The 20,636-nt window shown below is 46.8% G+C and carries 25 protein-coding genes; 8 read left to right on the top strand and 17 right to left on the bottom strand.

The window, feature by feature from the left end:
• Positions 1–91: 91 nt before the first annotated feature.
• Together ACK8OT_RS16930 and ACK8OT_RS16925 are read right to left on the bottom strand one after the other, a co-directional pair.
• Positions 92–1,021 (bottom strand): endonuclease/exonuclease/phosphatase family protein, encoded by a 930-nt coding sequence (locus ACK8OT_RS16930; protein ID WP_410197690.1) that lies wholly within the window; start codon positions 1,019–1,021, stop codon positions 92–94.
• Between the two features lie 53 nt (positions 1,022–1,074).
• The gene (locus tag ACK8OT_RS16925) at positions 1,075–2,442 is read right to left on the bottom strand and encodes a DEAD/DEAH box helicase (protein ID WP_410197689.1); all 1,368 of its coding nucleotides are present in this window, start codon (positions 2,440–2,442) and stop codon (positions 1,075–1,077) included.
• A 289-nt stretch (positions 2,443–2,731) separates the two neighbouring features.
• Between ACK8OT_RS16925 and ACK8OT_RS16920 the strand changes: the two genes are divergently transcribed.
• From ACK8OT_RS16920 to ACK8OT_RS16905, 4 genes are read left to right on the top strand one after another with little or no spacing between them, the layout of a single operon-like run.
• Entirely contained in the window at positions 2,732–3,973 is a 1,242-nt protein-coding gene (locus tag ACK8OT_RS16920) for an ABC transporter substrate-binding protein (RefSeq protein ID WP_410197688.1), read from the top strand.
• Between the two features lie 35 nt (positions 3,974–4,008).
• Positions 4,009–4,923, top strand: coding sequence for a carbohydrate ABC transporter permease (locus ACK8OT_RS16915; protein WP_410197687.1), 915 nt, complete (start codon positions 4,009–4,011; stop codon positions 4,921–4,923).
• A complete protein-coding gene (locus tag ACK8OT_RS16910; protein ID WP_486348281.1) occupies positions 4,916–5,788 on the top strand; it encodes a carbohydrate ABC transporter permease in 873 nt (290 codons plus the stop codon). Before ACK8OT_RS16915 ends, ACK8OT_RS16910 begins: the two co-directional genes overlap by 8 nt.
• Before the next feature lie 6 nt (positions 5,789–5,794).
• A complete protein-coding gene (locus ACK8OT_RS16905) occupies positions 5,795–6,910 on the top strand; it encodes an ABC transporter ATP-binding protein (RefSeq protein WP_410197686.1) in 1,116 nt (371 codons plus the stop codon).
• A 108-nt stretch (positions 6,911–7,018) separates the two neighbouring features.
• Here ACK8OT_RS16905 and ACK8OT_RS16900 read toward each other — a convergent pair whose 3' ends face one another.
• The 6 genes from ACK8OT_RS16900 to ACK8OT_RS16875 form a co-directional block, all read right to left on the bottom strand.
• Positions 7,019–7,351, bottom strand: a complete 333-nt coding sequence (locus tag ACK8OT_RS16900; RefSeq protein WP_410197685.1) for an SHOCT domain-containing protein — start codon at positions 7,349–7,351, stop codon at positions 7,019–7,021.
• Between the two features lie 13 nt (positions 7,352–7,364).
• Entirely contained in the window at positions 7,365–7,772 is a 408-nt protein-coding gene (locus ACK8OT_RS16895) for a hypothetical protein (protein ID WP_410197684.1), read from the bottom strand.
• A gap of 165 nt (positions 7,773–7,937) precedes the next feature.
• Positions 7,938–8,606, bottom strand: a complete 669-nt coding sequence (locus ACK8OT_RS16890; protein WP_410197683.1) for a YoaK family protein — start codon at positions 8,604–8,606, stop codon at positions 7,938–7,940.
• A 193-nt stretch (positions 8,607–8,799) separates the two neighbouring features.
• The gene (locus tag ACK8OT_RS16885) at positions 8,800–9,933 is read right to left on the bottom strand and encodes a 1-acyl-sn-glycerol-3-phosphate acyltransferase (RefSeq protein WP_410197682.1); all 1,134 of its coding nucleotides are present in this window, start codon (positions 9,931–9,933) and stop codon (positions 8,800–8,802) included.
• A gap of 60 nt (positions 9,934–9,993) precedes the next feature.
• The gene (locus ACK8OT_RS16880; RefSeq protein WP_410197681.1) at positions 9,994–10,683 is read right to left on the bottom strand and encodes a 7-cyano-7-deazaguanine/7-aminomethyl-7-deazaguanine transporter; all 690 of its coding nucleotides are present in this window, start codon (positions 10,681–10,683) and stop codon (positions 9,994–9,996) included.
• A 129-nt stretch (positions 10,684–10,812) separates the two neighbouring features.
• Positions 10,813–11,730 (bottom strand): LysR family transcriptional regulator, encoded by a 918-nt coding sequence (locus tag ACK8OT_RS16875; RefSeq protein WP_410197680.1) that lies wholly within the window; start codon positions 11,728–11,730, stop codon positions 10,813–10,815.
• 104 nt (positions 11,731–11,834) lie between these two features.
• Here ACK8OT_RS16875 and ACK8OT_RS16870 point away from each other — a divergent pair, with 104 nt between their 5' ends.
• Positions 11,835–12,809 carry an MBL fold metallo-hydrolase gene (locus ACK8OT_RS16870; RefSeq protein WP_410197679.1) on the top strand — a complete coding sequence of 325 codons (975 nt, stop codon included), beginning with the start codon at positions 11,835–11,837 and terminating at the stop codon, positions 12,807–12,809.
• Positions 12,810–12,942: 133 nt separating this feature from the next.
• Here ACK8OT_RS16870 and ACK8OT_RS16865 read toward each other — a convergent pair whose 3' ends face one another.
• The 4 genes from ACK8OT_RS16865 to ACK8OT_RS16850 form a co-directional block, all read right to left on the bottom strand.
• Complete coding sequence (locus ACK8OT_RS16865; RefSeq protein ID WP_410197678.1) at positions 12,943–13,515, bottom strand: DUF4124 domain-containing protein; 573 nt, start codon at positions 13,513–13,515, stop codon at positions 12,943–12,945.
• A gap of 114 nt (positions 13,516–13,629) precedes the next feature.
• Entirely contained in the window at positions 13,630–14,274 is a 645-nt protein-coding gene (locus ACK8OT_RS16860; protein WP_410197677.1) for a glutathione S-transferase family protein, read from the bottom strand.
• A complete protein-coding gene (locus ACK8OT_RS16855; protein ID WP_410197676.1) occupies positions 14,274–14,816 on the bottom strand; it encodes an eCIS core domain-containing protein in 543 nt (180 codons plus the stop codon). The genes ACK8OT_RS16860 and ACK8OT_RS16855 overlap by 1 nt, the downstream gene beginning before the upstream one ends.
• Positions 14,817–14,891: 75 nt before the next feature.
• On the bottom strand, positions 14,892–15,176 hold the full coding sequence (locus tag ACK8OT_RS16850) for a hypothetical protein (RefSeq protein ID WP_410197675.1): 285 nt from the start codon (positions 15,174–15,176) through the stop codon (positions 14,892–14,894).
• A 217-nt stretch (positions 15,177–15,393) separates the two neighbouring features.
• Here ACK8OT_RS16850 and ACK8OT_RS16845 point away from each other — a divergent pair, with 217 nt between their 5' ends.
• A complete protein-coding gene (locus tag ACK8OT_RS16845) occupies positions 15,394–16,170 on the top strand; it encodes a hypothetical protein (protein WP_410197674.1) in 777 nt (258 codons plus the stop codon).
• A gap of 9 nt (positions 16,171–16,179) precedes the next feature.
• Positions 16,180–16,440, top strand: coding sequence for a DUF2024 family protein (locus tag ACK8OT_RS16840; RefSeq protein WP_410197673.1), 261 nt, complete (start codon positions 16,180–16,182; stop codon positions 16,438–16,440).
• A gap of 165 nt (positions 16,441–16,605) precedes the next feature.
• On the opposite strand, the gene ACK8OT_RS16835 is transcribed toward ACK8OT_RS16840, so the two are convergent.
• On the bottom strand, positions 16,606–17,181 hold the full coding sequence (locus ACK8OT_RS16835; protein WP_410197672.1) for a MarR family winged helix-turn-helix transcriptional regulator: 576 nt from the start codon (positions 17,179–17,181) through the stop codon (positions 16,606–16,608).
• Between the two features lie 169 nt (positions 17,182–17,350).
• Between ACK8OT_RS16835 and ACK8OT_RS16830 the strand changes: the two genes are divergently transcribed.
• Positions 17,351–18,049 (top strand): MOSC domain-containing protein, encoded by a 699-nt coding sequence (locus ACK8OT_RS16830; protein ID WP_410197671.1) that lies wholly within the window; start codon positions 17,351–17,353, stop codon positions 18,047–18,049.
• Here ACK8OT_RS16830 and ACK8OT_RS16825 read toward each other — a convergent pair.
• From ACK8OT_RS16825 to ACK8OT_RS16810, 4 genes are all read right to left on the bottom strand, one after another.
• Positions 18,046–18,843, bottom strand: coding sequence for a GNAT family N-acetyltransferase (locus ACK8OT_RS16825; protein WP_410197670.1), 798 nt, complete (start codon positions 18,841–18,843; stop codon positions 18,046–18,048). The two genes, ACK8OT_RS16830 and ACK8OT_RS16825, sit on opposite strands and share 4 nt — an antisense overlap.
• Positions 18,833–19,291: a DMT family transporter gene (locus ACK8OT_RS16820; protein ID WP_410197669.1), complete on the bottom strand. Its 459-nt coding sequence runs from the start codon at positions 19,289–19,291 to the stop codon at positions 18,833–18,835. The genes ACK8OT_RS16825 and ACK8OT_RS16820 overlap by 11 nt, the downstream gene beginning before the upstream one ends.
• The gene (locus ACK8OT_RS16815; RefSeq protein WP_410197668.1) at positions 19,288–19,920 is read right to left on the bottom strand and encodes an NAD(P)H-dependent oxidoreductase; all 633 of its coding nucleotides are present in this window, start codon (positions 19,918–19,920) and stop codon (positions 19,288–19,290) included. The genes ACK8OT_RS16820 and ACK8OT_RS16815 overlap by 4 nt, the downstream gene beginning before the upstream one ends.
• A 91-nt stretch (positions 19,921–20,011) precedes the next feature.
• The gene (locus ACK8OT_RS16810) at positions 20,012–20,617 is read right to left on the bottom strand and encodes a Crp/Fnr family transcriptional regulator (RefSeq protein ID WP_410197667.1); all 606 of its coding nucleotides are present in this window, start codon (positions 20,615–20,617) and stop codon (positions 20,012–20,014) included.
• Positions 20,618–20,636 lie beyond the last annotated feature (19 nt).

Below are 20,636 nucleotides of genomic sequence, written 5' to 3'. Positions count from 1 at the left end.
TAATTAGTAGGGCCTACCACTGTAAAGCTGTGTAAATTTCAACCAATTGTTAGCTCAATATTGTTGCTCACGGAATCAAAAGCAGTGAAGACTAACCATATAAGCTCGTCAGCTTCACTACCACAGCCGCGTGATCGCTAGCTTGGTTATGTTTAGCAAAATCAGCGTGGGTTAAATGACGATCAAGGCATTGGTAACCCGTGACCAAACCAATTTGTTGGCTATAATTTGGCGCAAACTCACCCGACAATAATATGTAATCTAAGATCCGCCCATGAACGCCATAGTAATGCGTCGGGCGGCGCTCATCGGTCGTCGCGTATAAGGTGTAGCTATCGTGCATCGACCAATCTTGCTCACTGCCTGCAACCTTTGGCATCGGCTTAATAAAGGCTAACGGTAAAGCGCCTTGCGATAAGTCATCATTAAAGTCACCAAAAACCACGACCCCCTGCTTTTGCTGCTGACGATGCAATAAAATGTCCTGCATGAGTAAACTCATTTCTTGGCCACGTAACTGATCGCTAGCCCAACGCCCCATATAATGCTCAAGCTCACTGGCTTGAGCCGCATAATCACGCGCTAACAGTGCGCGCTTTGATTTAAGGTGAACAACATACAAGCGCAGAGCCCCAAAACCCGCCACAGTCAACTCGGCAATTAATGGCTCTCGACTAAAAACATTAGCTGGAATATTAGTATGTAATGACTTTTTATCCAGCGGATACTTACTTGCTAAAGCTAACCCTGGCTTATCAAAAACATGACTAGAAAGATCGCCACTCGCTGGGGTAAATAAGAAATAGGGATAGCCTAATTCGCTGCACAGTTGGGCTAATTCAGTCGCGGAAAACACTTCCTGAAACCCCACTACATCTGGTTGGGCGGCCTGAATAACCTCTGTGATCCAAGCTTGTTTACTCTGCCATTGCTGCGCATCCAGAATATTGTCAATCTCATAGGCAGCACAAGGGGGAGCCACAAAGTTGAATAAATTCAAAGTCATTAAAGTTAATGGCATAACGATTCTCCCACTTATGGCCCAGTATCAAAGCGACTTATACCCAAGGGTAATTACTTTTTCTTCCAATTAGCCCAAGCATCTTCAACCAAGGCCTGTGCAGCCTGCAATGGCTCTTGGTTGCTCGACACCGCTGAAGCAACAGTGTCCGTTGCTTTACTTACGGCTTTTTTCCGTTTCTTTTTGCCCATGCCTGGCGCGGGTATCTCAGGTTTAGCTAAACGAGATGGACAGTCCTCGGGAGCCTCGGCATCGGCCTCAAACCCAGCATACTGCTCACGTGGCAGGCGTAATTTGTTTTTCTTTTCAATCAGCTTAAAGTGCTGATATTCATCGTGGGAAATCAACGACAAGGCTAAGCCTGCCGCTCCGGCACGGCCACTGCGACCAATTCGGTGCATATAATCAGCCGGACTGCGGGGTAGCTCATAGTTAATCACCACGGGTAACTTATCGATATCGATACCGCGAGCCGCGATGTCGGTGGCGATCAGCACATCAATCTCGCCGATTTTAAAGCCAGTCAAAATGCGATTGCGTGCGCCTTGGCCCTTATCGCTGTGGAATACTTGCGCCTTAATACCCGCCTTTTCCAATTTTTGTGCCAAGCGATCACAAGTCTTTTTGGCATTGGCAAAAATTAACACCTGCGACCAGTTTTTTGCTTTAAGTAAATGGCTAAGTACTTGGGCTTTTTCACGCTTATTTACGGTAAATACTCGCTGCACTAAGGTGCTTTGTTGCTCACTTTGTAACTGCACGCTATGAGGCTGATGTAATAGCCGTGCGGTTAACTCGTTGAGCTCTTCAGGAAAGGTAGCTGAAAAAAGCAGGGTTTGTTTTTGCTTAGGTAATAACTTCAATAAAGCACCAAGCTCATCGGCAAAGCCTAAGCTGAGTAGTCTGTCGGCCTCATCCAGCACCAAGGACTTAACCCGATCTAACTTAATTGCATTACTGTTAATCAAATCCAATAAGCGCCCAGGAGTTGCCACGATCACATCACTGCCGCCGCGCAAGGCTAACATCTGACTATTCACAGAGACCCCGCCTTGCACGCAGGTCACTTTAAGCTTAGGCGCTAAATCCTGCCCATAAGACTCACAACTGGCGGCAACTTGCTGAGCTAACTCACGTGTTGGCACTAAAATCAAACACGCCACATAATTGCCCTTGGCAGGTGATTTAACGGCTTGCGTCGAGTGTTTGGCCTGATATAAACGCTGCAACAAGGGCAACACAAACGCCGCGGTTTTCCCCGAGCCGGTGTTAGCACCTGCGAGCACATCCTTGCCAGCGAGCGCCGCAGGTATGATTTGGGTTTGCACAGGCGTTGGCTGCACATATTGTAACTGGGCCAAGCGGGTACATAGAGCGGGCATTAAGCCAAGGGAAGCAAAAAGTGAATCGGACTGCGGCATAACTAAGGCTACTGAATAAAATAAGATTACTTATATTGTACTTAAAAAACGCCCGCTTATCTGTGATTGTTTTGCCCATCTTGTTGCCTTCCAGCAACAGCAACCAAGCGCCGACTCACTAAACCGAAATGGCTCCAACATTAAAATGTAACAACCATGTTACAAATCAAGTCACTTTGTTACATCCAAACAACAAATCACTCCTACACTTGAGTAGAAATGCGAGCAAAGGCACTCACTCAGATTAAGTGCCCAAAGCAGCAATTACTGATTGCCACGGAGAATAATCATGAAATTGAAAACCCTATTCATCGCCATGACATTAGCAGCAGGCTCAGCAACAGCAGGTGAGGTCGAAGTATTACATTGGTGGACTTCGGGCGGTGAAGCCAAGTCTGTCGCCGTACTCAAAGAGATGATGGAAAAACAAGGTCATAGCTGGAAAGATTTTGCTGTTGCCGGCGGTGGCGGTGAAAGCGCCATGACAGTGCTAAAAACCCGCGTTGCCTCGGGCAATGCCCCCACAGCAGCACAAATCAAGGGACACGATATTCAAGAATGGGCCGACCTAGGTTTTCTCGCTAACCTTAATGAAGCAGCCAAGCAAGGCGGCTGGCAGCAATCAGTTCCCGCTGTAGTCAGTAACATAATGAAATATGAAAACAATTATGTGGCTGTGCCGGTCAATGTGCACCGCGTTAACTGGCTATGGGCCAACCCAGCAGTGTTTGAGAAAGCTGGCGCGACGATACCTACCAACTTAGATGAGTTTTTTGTCGCCGCAGAAAAACTTAAAGCCGCAGGCGTGATCCCCCTCGCCCAAGGCGGTCAGCCTTGGCAAGAAGCCACCTTATTTGAAGCAGTGGCATTGGAAGTGCTGGGATCGAGCGATTACAACAAGGCCTTTGTCGAGCACGACATGGCGGTGCTCAAGGGTGCCAAAATGGTGGAAGCCCTCACCATCTTTAAGAAAATGAAAGCTTACACCGATGATGCCGCGTCTGGCCGAGATTGGAACATAGCGACCAACATGGTGATCACGGGCCAAGCTGGCATGCAAATTATGGGCGACTGGGCCAAGGGCGAATTTATTGCCGCGGGTAAACAACCTGGGGTTGATTTCATCTGCGCCCCCGCTCCCGGCACGCAAGGCCAATTTACCTTTAACGTTGACAGCTTTGCCATGTTTAAACAAAAAGACAAAGCCGCTATGGCCGCGCAACATGATTTAGCCAAAACCATCCTGACACCTGAATTTCAGGAAGTCTTTAACCTGAACAAGGGTTCAATTCCGGTGCGCACAGACATGGACTTAAGTAAGTTTGACCAATGTGCATTGGATTCCATGGCGACCTTTAAAGCCAGCTCAGGAACAGGCGATCTCGTGCCGAGTTTTGCCCATGGCATGGCAACCACCAGCGCCATTCAGGGAGCCATGTACGACGTGCTCACTAACTTCTACAACAGCGATAAGATCAGCGCGCAAGACACCGCCAATCTGCTTGCTGACGTTGTTGAAGACGCTATGTAATCGGAGCCAGCCCTTGCAAAAGGGCTGTATTAACTATGTCTGTTAGCCACCAATCTTCTACGCCACACACCAGTTGGCAAGACAAACTACAACTTTGGCTGCCTAAACTGATTTTATCGCCCACCATAGTCGTCACCTTAGTTTGCGTCTATGGCTTTGTTATTTGGACCGCGCTGCTGTCATTTACTAAATCACGGTTTTTGCCGCAATTTGAATTTGTCGGTTGGCGGCAATACGAGCGCTTAATGAATAACGACCGCTGGCTAACCGCTTGTGAAAACCTGCTGATTTTTGGCGGCTTGTTTATTGCTATCTGCCTAATAATCGGGGTGTTATTGGCCATTTTTTTGGATCAAAAAATTCAACAAGAAGGCGTGATCCGCACCATTTATCTTTATCCCATGGCATTGTCTTTTATCGTCACGGGCACGGCCTGGAAATGGATCTTAAACCCCGGCCTAGGTCTTGAACACCTAGTGCAACAAATGGGCTTTACGGATTTTCAATTCGATTGGCTGGTTAACTCGGATATGGCGGTGTACACCTTAGTCATTGCCGCGGTATGGCAAAGCTCAGGGTTTGTGATGGCACTATTTTTGGCAGGGCTGCGCGGGATCGATAGCAGCATCATCAACGCCGCCCAAATTGACGGCGCCAGCAAGCCGCGGATCTACTGGAGCATCATTTTACCTTGCTTACGTCCGGTGTTTTTCAGCGCCATTATTATTTTGTCGCACCTTGCGATTAAAAGCTTTGACTTGGTGACCGCGCTGACCGCTGGCGGCCCCGGTTATTCATCGGATTTACCCGCCCTGTTTATGTATTCCCACAGTTTCACCCGAGGCCAAATGGGCTTAGGTGCAGCCAGTGCCATCATGATGCTGGCGGGGATCTTAGCTATTTTAGTGCCTTATCTTTACTCAGAATTAAGGGGTAAGCGTCATGCCTAATTCCTCTTCAACGATGACAACTCAGCTTGGTCGCAGCCTGATTTACGCCGTGCTGGCGTTTATGGCTCTGATCTATCTAATGCCTTTGTTTGTCATGCTAGTCACTTCATTTAAAACCGATGCCGACATTCGCAGCGGCAGCCTCATCAGCTTGCCACAGCAATGGGTCACCGACAGCTGGCAAGCAGCTTGGGGCACGGCCTGCACTGGGGTTACCTGCGAAGGCATCAAGGGTTACTTTTGGAACAGTATTAAAATGGTGGTGCCAGCGGTACTGATTTCTACCTTGATTGGTGCCTTTAACGGCTATGTGATCAGCAAGTGGCGCTTTAAAGGCTCGGATTTATTCTTCAGCCTGATGCTGTTTGGCTGCTTTTTGCCTTTCCAACTGGTACTGCTACCCATGGCCAGCATGTTAGGTAAATTAGGCTTAGCCAATACCACTACAGGTTTGGTGATGGTGCATGTTATTTACGGCGCGGCGTTCACCACGCTATTTTTTCGTAATTACTACATCAATGTGCCAGACGAACTAATCAAGGCAGCTAAACTCGACGGTGCGGGTTTCTTTCGCATCTTTTGGTCCATCTTACTGCCCATATCCAAGCCCATTATCATGGTCACCATCATTTGGCAGTTCACCTCCATCTGGAACGACTTTCTCTTCGGCGTGGTTTATTCCGGCGCCGACAGCCAACCCATTACGGTGGCGCTGAATAACTTGGTGAACACCAGCACGGGGGTCAAGGCTTATAACGTCGATATGGCCGCCGCCATCATTGCCGCGCTGCCTACCTTGTTAGTTTATTTTGTCGCCGGTAAATATTTTGTGCGCGGCCTCACCGCTGGCTCAGTAAAAGGATAATTCACTATGGCCAAACTCGATTTAATTGATATACGTAAAACTTACCCTAAAACCGATGTTGAAACCCTCAAGGGCATTAATATCAGTATCGAGCCGGGCGAGTTTTTGATTTTGGTGGGCCCATCGGGCTGTGGTAAATCAACGCTGATGAACACCATAGCGGGACTAGAAGAAATTAGTTCGGGTGAAATACGCATCAATGATGTCGATGTCTCAGGGCTGGCTCCCAAAGATCGCGATATCGCCATGGTGTTTCAATCCTATGCCTTGTACCCCAACATGACGGTAAGGGAAAACATTGCCTTTGGTTTAAAAATTCGCAAAGTCGCCAGCGCTGAGATCGCGGCGGAAATCACCCGCGTTGCCGAGCTATTACAAATCGATCACTTATTAGACCGCAAACCCAGCCAACTTTCCGGCGGCCAACAGCAGCGTGTAGCCATGGGGCGCGCCTTAGCGCGTCGACCTAAACTCTATTTGTTTGATGAGCCGCTAAGTAATCTAGATGCTAAGTTGCGAGTGGAAATGCGCACCGAAGTGAAAAAGCTCCACCAGCGTTTAGGCACCACCATAGTGTATGTTACTCATGATCAAATTGAAGCCATGACATTGGCCGATCGCATTGCCGTAATGAAGGCCGGAGAAGTGCAGCAACTGGGCTCGCCTTACCAAATTTATAACCATCCGACCAATATGTTTGTCGCAGGTTTTATGGGCTCGCCAGCGATGAATTTTATTCCGATTCAAGTCAAACTCGACGCTACTGGCCATGTTTATTGTGAACTTCGAGATAACGAAAACAAGGCACAAACCATTAATTTGCCAAACAAATTAAAAGATTATGCCGGACAAGAATTGATCTTAGGCCTGCGTCCTGAGCACATCAGTCAACAGCTACCTCATCAAAGCGAAACCGAGGAAATCTCAGCGGTTCAATTCAAGATAGAAATATTAGAGCCAACCGGACCGGAAACTATCGCCCAAATAACCATCAATGACCGTCCGGTACACTGTCGCCTTACCCCAGACTTATCTGTGGTCGTAGGCCAAACATTAGATTTAATGATAGATGTCAGTAAAGCAAGTCTATTTGACCCTGCCACTGAGCTAAACATTTGTTGAAAAAAGTTTTCCTGCGCTAGCCGCTTTTAGGCAATAGAGATTTACCCAAATGAGCTAAAGCTGCTCACTTGGGTATTATCACAAAGACAGGCGAAAGATGGTTTCGACTTAAAGCGTATCTAAGATAGCTTTGCGGCGAGTTTGGTATTCTTCTTTGGTGATATAGCCACCTGCAGCCAGCTTATCTAATTCATCCAATTTTTGCTGCGCTGATGGAGCCGCAGTCGATTGTGCTGGGGCTTGGCTGTAAACCACCCTTGGTTGGCTATTATACGCCTGAACCTTTTGAGCCTCGGTGCGCTCACTCATATTATGCAACACTTTACCGGCTACCATACCGCCAATAAATGCACCTGTTTTATTGCTGGCGTACGCCCCGGTTGTCACTAGGCTAGCCATTAATAACGCTGTCGCAACCAATATTGATTTTTGCTTCATCATATCTAACCTCTCATTATTTTTGCGTACAGCTACCAAACATCATCATACTGAGATCCTCACCCGAAGAAGTCAGAGCCAGACTCGATGTTTCGCGATCAATAGCTAAGGTCCAGCCCTTATGGTTTTCAACGCCTTGTAGGATTAATTGTTCCTCGGTCTCTTCCATATTTTTTATAATTGAAACCGAATCATCAGCATATTCACTATGAGCTTTTACCTGCTTGTTTTTAAAATCAACAATTAACAAGTTTGGAATATCAAAATCACGCGAGCTGCCCTGCAAGCATTCACCATCCGTTTTACAAGCTACGACATCGACTAAAGAGCACGCTAAATTTTCACGAGCTTGAGCTGCTTGTAAAGGTAAAGTCATCATGGTACTGGCCGCGACGAGGGCCAACATATATTTTGGAGTCTTCATTACGTATCCTTCTCACCATTTAACACAGTGAAATTATGGCACAAATAAAAAATAGCTAAGAAATTCAAGCCTCAGGCTATTAACACATTAAACAATATAATGTGCCAACCCAATCTAACTTTTCTCAAGAAAAGATACCAGTAGGATATGTATATAGATTTTAATTTATTTGGGCTTTGCTGCTTTATCCTGCATAAAACCTTGATAAATAATGGACAATAACACCGCCATTAACGCAGGCACTGATAATGCTAAATATTGCCAGCTCTGATATAGGGCCGCACCCAGCACCCCGCCCAAAACAAACCCTGTGATGATAATGCTAAACAAAATCGCCTTACGTTTATCAAAGGCTTGGCCGCGCAATCTCGCCCCTATCATTAAGCCTAAGTCGGTAAACACACCGGTAACATGAGTGGTGCGCACCACGGCACCGCTGTAGGTAGTAATCAGTGCATTTTGCAGACCACACGCAGCAGAAGCAAAGTAATGGCCCCAACTTGAACCATATTGCAGCGCTAGCATGGCCAGTAACAACAAGCCTCCTTCAATAAACAATGCCGAACCATAGTGGCGGCCTAACTTCAGCGCGGTATTTTCAATCAAGACGCCACTAATCATCGCGCCGACCAAAAAACTGACAATAACCCAAAACAAATGAAAGGTGGCAGAATTAAGCTCAAACAGGCCGACCCCAAATTGGGTCACCGAGCCAGAAAGGTGGGACACGGCTTGATGCTCAAAGCCCAATAAGCCGATGGCATTGACGCATCCCGCTAATAATGAAAGCAGAAACGCCCCATATTCTACCCATTTTGGTAATCGAGTAATCACAAGCTATGTCCTGTTGGGGCTCCCATTATGGTGCAATTTATCTATCAAACCACTGCCTATCAGACTATAGACTATCAAACTCTTGTGGGAGCACCAGTCATGGTGCGATTGAGATTTGGTATTAATCGCCGCATGACTGCGGCTCCCACAGGGTGGAGCCACTAGACTGGATCACCCATCAAGTAGATACGGGTTATTTTGCAACCTTGGCGCGGTTAAGAACGGGCTGAGCATACATGGCGAGTACACGTTCACGTAATGCTTCTGGAACTTGGTTCATGTGATCTTCAAAAGCCTGACGATCAACAAAAGTGACTTTTTCCGCTTCTGGTACTTTAGCAGCCAGTAGATTAGAAGGATGCAAATAGTATTGACGATAAATGCTATCATCAATGGCTTGCGCCACGGCTTCCGCATTATCAAAATCAGCCGTTAAAGGTTGACCAAATGCGACATGCACATGGCCTTTTTTACCCTTGATGCCTTCCATAATACTGATGATGTCTTCAAATTCAGACTTTTCGTATTTACCATCTTGCTCGGTCGCCACTAGCTCACGCGCTTTACTGATATCACCCGGATCATACTCATAAGAAATAGCCACCGGCACTATCTTAAGCTGCTTAATATACTCAGCAAAATCCACTTTTTGCTTTTTACCGTGCATATAAAACATCTTAATTATCGCGGGATCGGTTTTATCAAAACCGTCTTTCGCGCGCCCTTCTTTTTGCGCAATCCAAATATTATTGCCAGTATCGAGGGAGTCTTTGATGTAAGCCGACAAGTGCGAAAACGCAGCCATCATGGCGCGCGGTGCGGTGGCTGAGCGCTTCACTATAAAGCTTTTGTTCAGCTTCATTAAATCGGTAACAAACGGTTTTTTCAGCAGGTTATCGCCAATGGCAATGCGCACCGTGCCTAACTTGTTATGGTAAAGACCCCAGTTAACAAAAGCCGGATCCATCGCAATATCACGATGGTTAGAAACAAATAGGTAAGCTTGATCGGCTTTAAGCTGATCAAGACCACTAAAGGTCACCTTAGAGGTCGTCGAGTTGACCATGCCTTGCATGTAAGACGCCACTTCATCTTGCACCTTAGCCACAGAATCTAACCCAGCCCACTTTTTAATCAGCGCTTGTTTGACCAAAGGCTGCATTAACCAAGGAGCCCACTTAGCTAAACGCGGAAAACGAATCTTAGTCATGGCCTCAATAAACTCGGCATCATGAGTAATGCGGCGAATTACATCAGCAATTTCATTATCGTTATAAGGGCGAATATCAGCGTAGATATCTTGCGAACCCTGACTTTCTGTGGTCATTGTTACCTCTGAATGCATGACACGAGTGCAAAAAAACGCCGTATTCTAACTCAGTAAGTACTAACGGGCTAATACTTCTGCTGCAACGACCTTGTCTTGATCACATAAGCGACCCGATTTAAGTAGGATCTTTTGCAGTCTCGTCAGGATCACCCCATAGAAAGGCAAAAACACAAACACACTGATCACCAACTTAAAGCCATAATCAGCCAGCGCGATTTCAAACCAATGCGCCGCCATAAAGGCATCGCTCGATTGATAAAAGGCGACAAAGAAAAAGATCAGAGTATCAAGTAAGTTACCCAGCACGGTGGATGCCAAAGGCGCTACCCACCACTGCGGCAACTGGCGCATACGGTTAAATACCGAAATATCCAGCAATTGCCCCAAGCAATAAGCCAAAAAGCTCGCCAGCGCAATACGTCCAACAAAAGCATTAAACTCCGTCAGGCCAGCAAAACCTTGATAATCACCATTAAAGAAAATGACCGACAGCAAGTAAGAAATCAGCAATGCCGGCAACATCACCACAAAAATAATCTTACGCGCTAGCCCGGCACCAAAGATACGCACCGTTAAATCCGTTGCCAAAAAGATAAACGGAAAGGTAAACGCGCCCCAAGTGGTGTGCATACCAAAAATAGTGACCGGCAACTGCACCAAGTAATTACTGGATGCAATAATGCCAATGTGAAATAGCGATAGAACAAGCAAGGCAAATTTTGCCTGCGTTAGGGTATGAGTATTCATCTTGTACCTTTTTGTTGGTTGGGGTGAGGGAACCCAAAAAATCGAGGCGCGATTATACAAAAGCCCCGCCCGACTACAAGCACTTAAGCTTCAGCTTGATTGCGATTTGATAGAACACACAATACTCACTCAAATGGGTAATTGCGCGGTCACCGCAGCAAAGTGATCTGCGAAAGCATTCGCCACTTGCTTAATCTTAGGCAAATGCGCCTGACGTCGGTGCACAATCAAATATAGTTCGCCAAAGCCGTACTGACTAATATCCAGCGGCAGGGGCTGCAAAGGTTGCAGCAAAGGATGATCGCAAATGGCCTTTGGCAACACCATGGCGCCAACACCCGCCGCGCAAGCTGCCAGCTGTACATTGAAATCGTCACTGCTAAAGCAAGGCGTGAAGTTATCAATTTGCCCTTGCAGCACTTGATTCACCTGCAAATGGTCAAAGGGCGGCGCCCAACATATCCAATCTATGTCAGCCAAATCGGCGGCGGCAACGAGGTTATCAATGTAATCAGGATGGGCATAAGCGGCCATTTCACTGCGCAGCGAAGCCAAACAAAGCAATTCACTTGATTTAGGTAATTGAGTGCGCAATGAAATATCCGCTTCGCCCCGCGCTAAATCTAAGGTATCAACACTGCTGATCACCTCTAACTGGATCTCAGGAAATTGCCCTCGCACTTGCTTGGCTACCCTAGGCACTAGAGTAAACGCAATACCCGGCGGTGCTGTCACACGCACCTTGCCCTTAACTTGGTGTGGTGCTGGCGTTAACGCCACTTGTGCCTGCTGCGCCCAACACGCCATTTGCTTAGCCGCAGGCAATAAAGCACGCCCAGTTTCGGTTAACTGACAGCCTTGGGGCAATCGAACAAATAAATTGGCCCCTAAATCACTTTCAAACTCGGCAATGCGTCGGCTAAGAGTTGGCTGGCCTAGCCCTAACAAACGCGCCGCCGCACTAAAACTGCCCGATTCAGCCACGGCAAGAAATAAGCGTAAGTCTTCCCAACTGGGCTGATAACTTGCATCGGCTTTACTATTCATCTTTGCATACCTATATCGAAACTTAACGGATTTACCAACAATAACGGATAGCTAAACTCAAGCAAAGAACCAAAATCAGTTCAAAAGCTGTCAAAGGAGTTGTAATGAAAAAACGCTATCTTGCACTGGCTACCTGTAGCCTGACCATTTTGCTTAGTGCTATCGCCATTAGCCAAACTCGCACCACAGACCATGATGTTAACGAACAGGTAACTGGCCAACTGACAAGCCAAGCCGTTAGTAAAGCTGTTAGCAGAGCTGTTAGCAAAGAACAAATGCTCGCGGCGTTAAGCCAAGGTAATAAGGTAGATTTTACCCGCATTTCCAGCGCCGATTGGCAAGTACCGCTATCGGGCTTAGTTAATTTAAACCACCCTAAAGCGAAACAAGCCAAGCTTGTAGATAAAAACGAAGCGATTCAGATCTTTGCTTATCACATTAAACACCCCAGCCAAGGCGACTACCTGATCGATACTGGCGTATCCCAAGCCTTATTCGACGACCCAAGCCAATTTGGTATCAATAACTTGCTGCAATCCCTATTTGGCTTTGCTCAGCTGTCTATGACGCAAAGCACCCAAGACTACCTTGAACACAACCAGATCAAGCAAGTCGATGGGGTCTTTCTCACTCATTTACATCTGGACCACGTAACCGGCTTACCCGACATCAATCTGGATGCACCAATCTATGTGGGCAATAACGAGGGGCAAAGTCGTTATTGGATGAATGTAGCAACCAAACACGTGATTAACTTACTGCTGAAAGGACGACCTGCACTGCAACAATGGCAAGGTGAAATCGTCGACATCTTCGCTGACGGCTCAGCATTTGCACTGCATATGCCCGGCCATACGCCCGGCTCCACCGCTTATCTGGTCAACGCGAAAACGGGCCCAGTGTTAGTGGTCGGAGATGTGTCGCACACGCGTTGGGGCTGGGATAATCAAGTTGAGCCCGGCGATTTCACCCGCGATCAACAGCAAAACCAAACTAACTTATTGCAGCTAAAACTATTAGCTCAGCAGCTTAAGCACCAATATCCAAGCACTCAGGTGATGTTGGGACATCAGAACTAAGATGCAGATTTGATGGCTTGTTAGCTTAGCCTAAAACCACCACGCCCAAGATGATGACTTCGATATAGCCATACCTTGGGCATTAAATGTACTTGCGAACCAGCCACAATATTGACTGCAGCAACGACAAGGCTTAATCATTACCTTCCGGATCAAGATCGCCTTCTTCATAACCCGATGAACGATAGGGAGCATTTGCGGCTAAGTTGCGGGCTTTGCGCGCTTGATTACTGCAAAAATCATCCAACTCATCTGGCGACATTACCGACAACTTATGTCGATACTTATGCTTGGCTTCAATCCTTTGTACCGTAATTTGGTGCGCAGAAAAACCTTCAAAGCCTTGTTTCATAATTCTTTTACCTGCTTCAATCTCGGTTTTACGGATCGCATCTAAGCGTCTTGAAGCTTGCTCTACTTCATCGGCGTATGACGAATTTCGAGCGCGGCATTGCTCAGCAGTAAACACCATAGAATCACTGTACAAAGCCAAGTCAAAATACCTTTTGTTTTGCTTGTTCATTGCAGCAGGGCCACTGCCCGTGTTATTCACTATCTTTAGCTTTTCCTCACTTTGACTGTTTTGCTCACAGGGCAATCCCTGATAAACCGTTTTGCCATTGTGATCGACACACTTATAAACAGCGCCTTGCGTCACCGCGCTCCACAGCGTCATAATTACAGCCAGAAATGCATAACGAATCATTACTTATCAATACCTTAAATACATGTCGAGAAAAACAGTATTTAGCCACAAGCTAGCTAAAATGACAAACAACACAAGTGGCCCAACATGGCAGCGCTAACAGTTTAAGCTAGGTTATTCGGCCGTCAGCATGGCTAATTCGATACCTTCTCGCTGACACACTGCGGTTACAACAGGATTGCTCGCCATGCGCTTCAAATAAGCAGCCAAATGTACAAAATCCAGCGGCGAGGGGCTGACAGGCAAAGCCCAGCCAGCCAACATAAACAAGAAGTAATCACACGCCGACAGTTGCTCGCCCAGTAAGTAGGTATGCTGCGCCAATTGTTGGTTAAGCACAGCTAATGATTCGCCGATTAACTTGTCTTGTGCGGCCACGACAGCGCCTACTCCCGCTCCATCTTGGGTATGGCGCAGCGGGTAATATCGCGCCATCAAGGCCGTTTGTAAGGTGTTATTAAGATAAGCCTGCCACTGAAAAAACAAAGGTCGCCGCGGATCACCTAAGGCAGGCAGCAAAGCCGCTTCAGGAAACTGTTCGCAAAGATAAATACAGATCGCACTGCTTTCAAAAATCGCCTGCTCACCTATCACTAAAGTCGGGATCCGACCCGCTGGATTCAGACGTAAATACTCAGCCGACTTTTGGCCTTGGCTCTTTTTGTCCACCAGCACCAATTCATAATCGGCTTGCACATGGTGCAAGATAAAATGCGCCGCTAAACTGGCGTTATTCGGCGCATAGTAAAGCTTATACATTACAGATAGTTAGGAGCTTGATTATAAGCTTCAACTTCCATTGGCGCGTTTCTGTAGCCATAAATAAACAACTGCATTAAATATTGCTTGGTTTGCTCATCTAACCCTAGCTGCTCGGCTTGTCGCACATGGATCAATTCATGGGCGAGTAATTCGGTATTTTGTTTTTCAGCATGCTTGATCCAAATACCGTGACCATAGGTGTAGGCCGCCATCATAGGTGAGCTATAACCGTATTCCTTCGCTAACGCCGCTAGCTCAGGATCTTGTGGAAAAGGTAGCTTATCAACATAGTACACCCGTACTTTTTCAGCATGCTGTAGCCCGACTTTTTTGGCAATCTTAAGCTGTGCAGACGTTAACGGCTGGCCATGTTGCAAAGCAAGCGCTTCATGGGTGGTAACAAACTCAGTCGCAGCGGGCATGATTTGATCCACATACGCCACCAACTCAGCAGGTGGATTAGCATAAATCTCATCACGATTGACACAGCCCGCCACGGCAAACATCAATAGCACCAACCCCATCGCCTTTTTCAACATTTTTGTCCCTTACTACTGTGATATTAAAACGATAATACCGTTATTTTCACCATTAAGGGGTAAGTTACAAGCGCACTAAGTGAGCGCTGTGATCCAGCTATCTGGCTCAGCCACAATAAACTCATAGACTTGCTGATTATCTAGGGTGATACGGATAGCATCTGTGGTAATGGGAATAATACCGCCACCCTTGCCTAGACAACGCGTCACCGTGCTGATTTGTTGCGGTTTAAACACATAAGGTCCAAGCCCAAACTGCTGATTAAATGGGGTAAACCTAACTTCCTCCCCCGTTAGCACTAATTTTCCATCCGCTCTAGCCACCCCTTGTTGAACGCTAGCAAAACCTGATTTAACCATGGTCACTCCCTATCTCTTCTTTAACGCGATATCGGCACGCGATAAGTGGTCAAAGTATAGTCAATCAACATCTATGTACCACGCCATTGATATTGCAACATCATAAAATTTAGTTTTTATTCGAAACCAGTTGACAGAAACCAAAAGGCAGCCCTACACTGAATATAGTTTCGAAGCAAAACTTTTTGCCTAAAATCTAATATCAACAGGAGTCATTATGAAAACATATCTTACCGTCGTTGCCACCGCCGTTTCTTTGAGTGTGTCCAGCAGCGTACTTGCTGGAGGCGATCATCATGGTCACATTAAAAGTGAAGCCAATACTAAGGTCGCTAGCGAATTCGACCTTACTCACGCCAAGGTCATAAAAAATGCCGCTTCACTTACCTTCCAAGCCGAAGTAACCGATAACCTAGGCCAAACCAAACCCAAGGCAATCGGTAAACTTGGCGGTTCTGAAGTCTACAGTTATGTCTGGCCAACCAATCTAGATTCAGAGGTGGTCGGATTTGAAAAAGGTCAGGGAATTCTTGCCCTTGCAGTTACCGCACACCCTGACTTTGATGACACCCCTAAGTTTGATGAAAACTTAGATGGCGACAAAACCAATGACGGTAATGAATGGCACTCTCACTGGGTGGTATTAGCCAAGGATGAATCGTGCGGTGGCGGCCTTAAAGTGAAAGATATTCCTGAAGGTCAGCAGCCTAAAATGCCAGCCACTTGGCCGGGCCTTCCTATCTACATCGACAGCCCGGGCTATGCGCCTGAGTTTGTCAAAAATGAAGTCACGGTGGAAGTACCGACTAAAGACCTGTCGTTCCAAGAGGACTTCCAATTCGATGCTGTCACCGCCGTACTGCAAGTGAACGACAGTGTACACAACCCGCTTCTGTGCGTAACAGCTGTGAACGATGTAGCATCGGGCGATTTATCTCTCCCCGGTAAAGTCGTTGCTCAGCACCCAGCAAAAGTCACTGCGGATAAAGGTTAAGGAGTCACTATGTCAGTTCATGTTTTTGATACCTATGCTTATACCAGTAAGGGCAAGCGACTTCATTTTGATGTACTGCTGCCAACAAAAGATGCAGAGTTGGCCCTAACCACGGCAAGACAATGGTTAACAGATATTGGCGAGGCTGATGCAGAAATTCGCCATGGTGGCTGTGCTTTTTGCCACACCTCTATTTCGGTGCCTGAGTTTGATGAAACCATTAAACAGCAAGGGTATGCCATCTATAAACTAGAGGGCTGTCCGGCTTAGTTTGCGCAAATGGTTAATTTTTCGCGATTTAAAAATCGCTCCCACCCTAGCAATAAATATCGGTGCTATAGCTATGCGGTGGGAGCGAAAGCGCATTTTATTGTGGAACCTGAGCTTGCTGAGGGAATCGGTGGTGTTCGCTGAGCAAGCTCAGCGACTAAAGACTTAATTCGCTGGATGTTGGTGTTCACGACATATCAGCTCACCCTCTTGTTTTGGCAAGGTTTGCTGTGTCAGCTGGCACAAAAAACGGCCGTTTTCTTGATCAAGATGATGAACACAAGTGCTACATAAACCAAAGGTGTGAATGCGCGTTTCGGTTTGAATATCAATCAATAAGCTTTCTAGCTGTTGTTTTAAATGGCTAGTTTTATCACCGCGACGCTGATCCAACACATTACGCAAACTGACTGGTGGCATGGTCGCTTTAACCACCCCTTTGCCTTCCTCGGTCAAGCTCAAATGAAATACACGCTTGTCTTGTTGATCTTTGGTTTTGGCTAAATAGCCTTTCGTTTCCAACAAACTAATCGACTGAGATGTGGTGCCCTTAGTCGCCCCTAAAAAATCTTTAACTGCGGCTGGCGTATCACTAAAACGATTGCAACGAGATAAATAATACAACACCTCTAAGTGCACCGGATGCAGCCCGTGAGTCAACCCAGCTTGTCTTACTTCATTACGAAACAAGGTGCTTAAACGCTCCAGTAAATCACATATCTGCTCTGTCTCTGACATCATGGCTTATCTGTTCTACAAAATGTTACCCGCAGTATAGCATTGGCTTAATATGAGACAAAGATTCGCATCGAAACTTTATATATTCTCACAACTCAGGTAGATTTAACCCACTTGAGCTGATGATGGCCTCGACCTAACTTCAGCCATCACAACCTTGGACCCCATATAGATGCAAGTGCATAACATCAACGTATTGTCCGGCCAGATCCAGCGTCTTGATTCTGGCCTGCACAGTGCCATCAACAAGCACCCTATTCAACAAGCCACCGAGTTACTTGAATCTGGACTAGCCTGCGACCAGCAGGCCGATCAAAAACACCATGGCGGCGTCGAGCGGGCCTTACACCTTTATCCGCTAGAGCATTATCCAGTCTGGCAAGCGCAATACCCTAACCTGACCTGTTTTCAGGCGGGCGCATTTGGTGAGAATTTGTCGACACTCGGGGCAACCGAGTCGCAAGTCTGTATTGGTGATGTCTTCCAACTCGGTGATGCCGTGGTGCAAATCAGTCAACCAAGATCGCCTTGTTTTAAATTAAATCAACGCTTTGGGGTAAGTAATCTGGCCTTACAGATGCAGCTCAATGGCCTGTCTGGATACCTACTTAGGGTGCTACAACCCGGTAAACTTATGCCACAAACGAAAATGACGCTGTTATCGCGTGAATACCCAGAGCTCACGGTACAAAAGGTGGCTTGGCAGTTTTTTAATAACCCACTGGACCATGCCTTTTTAGCGCGCTTGCTCGATTGCGCTGCACTTTCAGAAAGCTGGCAAATTAAGGCGCAGCAGCGCTTGAGCACAGGCATGGTTGAGGATTGGAATAAGCGGCTATTTGGTTTTAGCCAAGTGCAACCCACAGCCTAAGCCAGCCGATAATTACTGATTTTAAATTGGCTAACAAACCCCAACCGCTGATATAGCGGCAACCCAGCGGCAGAGGCTTGCAACACCACATATCGCCCCTGCCATTTCGCACTCATGGCAATCAAGGTGTGCATTAAATCGCGCGCAAGACCTTGGCCTTGGCAAGCAGGCTTCACTCCCACTTGGTGTAAACCAATCACCTCACCTGTTTTATAGAGCAACGCACTCGCCACCGCTTGCTTACCTTGATAAGCCAGTAACACCTTAATATTAGGATCGTTGAGTAGTCCGGCAATCACTGCACTGTCAATTTGATAATCAAAAGCGGCACTGGCCACGTCTAACCACAGCTGTAGTTCAAGCTCCGAACTCACTTCCACTAGACGAAAGCCATCACGCGCACTGACTTGATAATCCACATTAGGGTCGATTGTTTTATACATCGCGACTTGCTCAAAGCTGGGTAGCCAGTGATGCTTGGTGACTACCTGCTCCACTCGCAAGACTGCGTCATCCACCCCTTGCTTTAGCGCCGAGGGCCATAGCGACAAGATGGCATTGTTGGGCACTCGTGTCAGCCCAGACAACAGCTGTGACTCGAATTCTTGGTCACCAAGCTCAGCCAAAGGCCTAGCTAACCAGCAGCGATGTGGCCAACTCAAATTCGCTTGCCATTTTGTTTTCTGTTGTGTCGGCAAAGCCTGCGCGCCGTATTTTTGCCACAATTGAGTTAAATTAGTCAGATTAGCCTGATCTAGCTCCATAACATCTATATCCACCATTTCAGTGTCCATTGCTCGGCTCCAAATTAAGTAAAAATACGCCCAAAATAAGGGTAGCGGCACCAATTAGCTTCACTAAACTCAAGGGTTTGACCGGTAAATCAAACCAACCAAAATGGCTCGCCAGCACCGCAATAATAATTTGCCCCGACAGCGCATAAGACATCATCGAGCCCACGCCCATCTTAGGGATCAAATAATAAAACATGGCGACACCAAAGGCGCTTAACGCCCCACCAGAAAACCACAAATAGACAGGCACAGCGCGCACCTCTTGCCATTGTGGATAGTGTTTCGTGGCGGCCAGTAAGGCCGCGACCATAAACAAACAACTACATAAAAACGCCACACTGGTCGCCAACATGGCATTTTTTAATAACACGCCCAGCTGCGCATTCATGCTGGCTTGCAGCGCGATGGCACCACCCGACGCAATGGCTAACAAGGCTAACTGATTCATGCTGTTAGCTCCAAAATGATATCATCAAAATCAAACCGCACCTTAGGGCGGTTAGCTTGTTGATCATCTTGATGGCGGCGACCTATTGGACACACCACAGTGGTCGTCAGCCCTAATTCGGTCAAGCCCAACACCTCGTCATAACCAGTCGTGTCAATGCCAGTCATAGGGCAACAATCAATTTGCAGTAGCGCGGCACTGGTTACAAAATTCCCCAAGGCAATATAGGCTTGCTGCTTAGCCCACTCTTGCTGCTGCGCCTTAGTTTTGGCCGCCAAGGCCGATTTAATATGATCCGCATAGCCACTTATCGCACTGTAATCTGTGTTAGTTACCGACAAATACTTATTAATATAGCGGTCAACCAAGGCATCGCCTGCTTGGGTGGCTGCGGCAAACACAACCAGATGCGAGCTTTCTAACACCTTGTTTTGACCATAAGAAAATGGCAATAACTTAGCGCGCAGAGCCTTACTTTCAATCACAATAAGCTTGTATGGTTGTAGACCATAAGAGGATGGGCTTAAACGGGTTGCTTCCAGTAACACGTTTAATTCTTCAGCAGAAACTTTCTCATCGCTAAATTGTTTCACCCCGTACCGCCAGTTTAATGCATCTAATAGTTTCATCTTGCTTCACCTTGTTTGTTCTCGTTGACCCAAGCAGATTACTGGGCCAAACCCAACAAGGCATTTACATAGGTTGATAAGCGCAAAAAAACTATAATTTTTTTCGAATGCGACTTAACTGCGTGGGCGTGATGCCAAGGTGGGAAGCAATATGATATTGCGGCAAGCGATCAACTAAGCTGGCATGCTCGGCCACAAAACGTAAATAGCGCTCGGTAGCATCCTCTTGCACAATTTCAATTTCTCGCATGTCTTTTGCTAGCAGCCAGTTCTTCTCTAAATAGTGGATTTGAAATACTTTTAAATCATCCCGCGCCATCATTAACTGCCTGTAAGCGACGAAATCTATTTCAACCACAATACTGTCTTCTATCGCCTCAAAACTAAGCAAAGAAGGCGTGGCAGTTAACAGCGCCGTCATCGAGCCGGGAAAAGCCCCTTCAGCAAAGAAGTTCTTATTATATTCATTGCCTTTATCATCACAGGCATAGCCTCTGATTAAGCCTTCAACCACATAACTGTAAGAGCGAGGCACATCACCGGCGCGATACAGTAGTGCATGCTTGGCTAACCTGCGGCACTGGCAAATAGCCGTAAAATCCTGCCAAGTTTCATCAGTAATTGCCCAGTAAGCATCAAGTGACTGACGCAATGCCTGCAAGGCCGCCTGCTCGTCCACGGGAAGTGTTGATTTCATCCTTACATCCTATCTAGCG

Origin of the sequence: Motilimonas thetidivivens, assembly GCF_046452435.1 — a bacterium.
Classification (GTDB): Bacteria; Pseudomonadota; Gammaproteobacteria; order Enterobacterales; family CBDFNC01; genus Motilimonas.
The sequence above is the reverse complement of the archived record's forward strand: the minus strand, read 5'-3'. Positions and strand labels throughout refer to the sequence as shown.

Bases quoted from the DNA above. Each gene is read 5' to 3' on its own strand.
- ACK8OT_RS16885 (WP_410197682.1), bottom strand. From the start codon at position 9,933: ATGACCACAGAAAGTCAGGGTTCGCAAGATATCTACGCTGATATTCGC.
- ACK8OT_RS16925 (WP_410197689.1), bottom strand. From the start codon at position 2,442: ATGCCGCAGTCCGATTCACTTTTTGCTTCCCTTGGCTTAATGCCCGCT.
- ACK8OT_RS16830 (WP_410197671.1), top strand. From the start codon at position 17,351: ATGCAAGTGCATAACATCAACGTATTGTCCGGCCAGATCCAGCGTCTT.
- ACK8OT_RS16855 (WP_410197676.1), bottom strand. From the start codon at position 14,816: ATGTTGAAAAAGGCGATGGGGTTGGTGCTATTGATGTTTGCCGTGGCG.
- ACK8OT_RS16880 (WP_410197681.1), bottom strand. From the start codon at position 10,683: ATGAATACTCATACCCTAACGCAGGCAAAATTTGCCTTGCTTGTTCTA.
- ACK8OT_RS16860 (WP_410197677.1), bottom strand. From the start codon at position 14,274: ATGTATAAGCTTTACTATGCGCCGAATAACGCCAGTTTAGCGGCGCAT.
- ACK8OT_RS16865 (WP_410197678.1), bottom strand. From the start codon at position 13,515: ATGATTCGTTATGCATTTCTGGCTGTAATTATGACGCTGTGGAGCGCG.
- ACK8OT_RS16905 (WP_410197686.1), top strand. From the start codon at position 5,795: ATGGCCAAACTCGATTTAATTGATATACGTAAAACTTACCCTAAAACC.
- ACK8OT_RS16915 (WP_410197687.1), top strand. From the start codon at position 4,009: ATGTCTGTTAGCCACCAATCTTCTACGCCACACACCAGTTGGCAAGAC.
- ACK8OT_RS16870 (WP_410197679.1), top strand. From the start codon at position 11,835: ATGAAAAAACGCTATCTTGCACTGGCTACCTGTAGCCTGACCATTTTG.
- ACK8OT_RS16895 (WP_410197684.1), bottom strand. From the start codon at position 7,772: ATGAAGACTCCAAAATATATGTTGGCCCTCGTCGCGGCCAGTACCATG.
- ACK8OT_RS16825 (WP_410197670.1), bottom strand. From the start codon at position 18,843: ATGGACACTGAAATGGTGGATATAGATGTTATGGAGCTAGATCAGGCT.
- ACK8OT_RS16910 (WP_486348281.1), top strand. From the start codon at position 4,916: ATGCCTAATTCCTCTTCAACGATGACAACTCAGCTTGGTCGCAGCCTG.
- ACK8OT_RS16850 (WP_410197675.1), bottom strand. From the start codon at position 15,176: ATGGTTAAATCAGGTTTTGCTAGCGTTCAACAAGGGGTGGCTAGAGCG.
- ACK8OT_RS16900 (WP_410197685.1), bottom strand. From the start codon at position 7,351: ATGATGAAGCAAAAATCAATATTGGTTGCGACAGCGTTATTAATGGCT.
- ACK8OT_RS16840 (WP_410197673.1), top strand. From the start codon at position 16,180: ATGTCAGTTCATGTTTTTGATACCTATGCTTATACCAGTAAGGGCAAG.
- ACK8OT_RS16920 (WP_410197688.1), top strand. From the start codon at position 2,732: ATGAAATTGAAAACCCTATTCATCGCCATGACATTAGCAGCAGGCTCA.
- ACK8OT_RS16930 (WP_410197690.1), bottom strand. From the start codon at position 1,021: ATGCCATTAACTTTAATGACTTTGAATTTATTCAACTTTGTGGCTCCC.
- ACK8OT_RS16875 (WP_410197680.1), bottom strand. From the start codon at position 11,730: ATGAATAGTAAAGCCGATGCAAGTTATCAGCCCAGTTGGGAAGACTTA.
- ACK8OT_RS16835 (WP_410197672.1), bottom strand. From the start codon at position 17,181: ATGATGTCAGAGACAGAGCAGATATGTGATTTACTGGAGCGTTTAAGC.
- ACK8OT_RS16815 (WP_410197668.1), bottom strand. From the start codon at position 19,920: ATGAAACTATTAGATGCATTAAACTGGCGGTACGGGGTGAAACAATTT.
- ACK8OT_RS16810 (WP_410197667.1), bottom strand. From the start codon at position 20,617: ATGAAATCAACACTTCCCGTGGACGAGCAGGCGGCCTTGCAGGCATTG.
- ACK8OT_RS16820 (WP_410197669.1), bottom strand. From the start codon at position 19,291: ATGAATCAGTTAGCCTTGTTAGCCATTGCGTCGGGTGGTGCCATCGCG.
- ACK8OT_RS16845 (WP_410197674.1), top strand. From the start codon at position 15,394: ATGAAAACATATCTTACCGTCGTTGCCACCGCCGTTTCTTTGAGTGTG.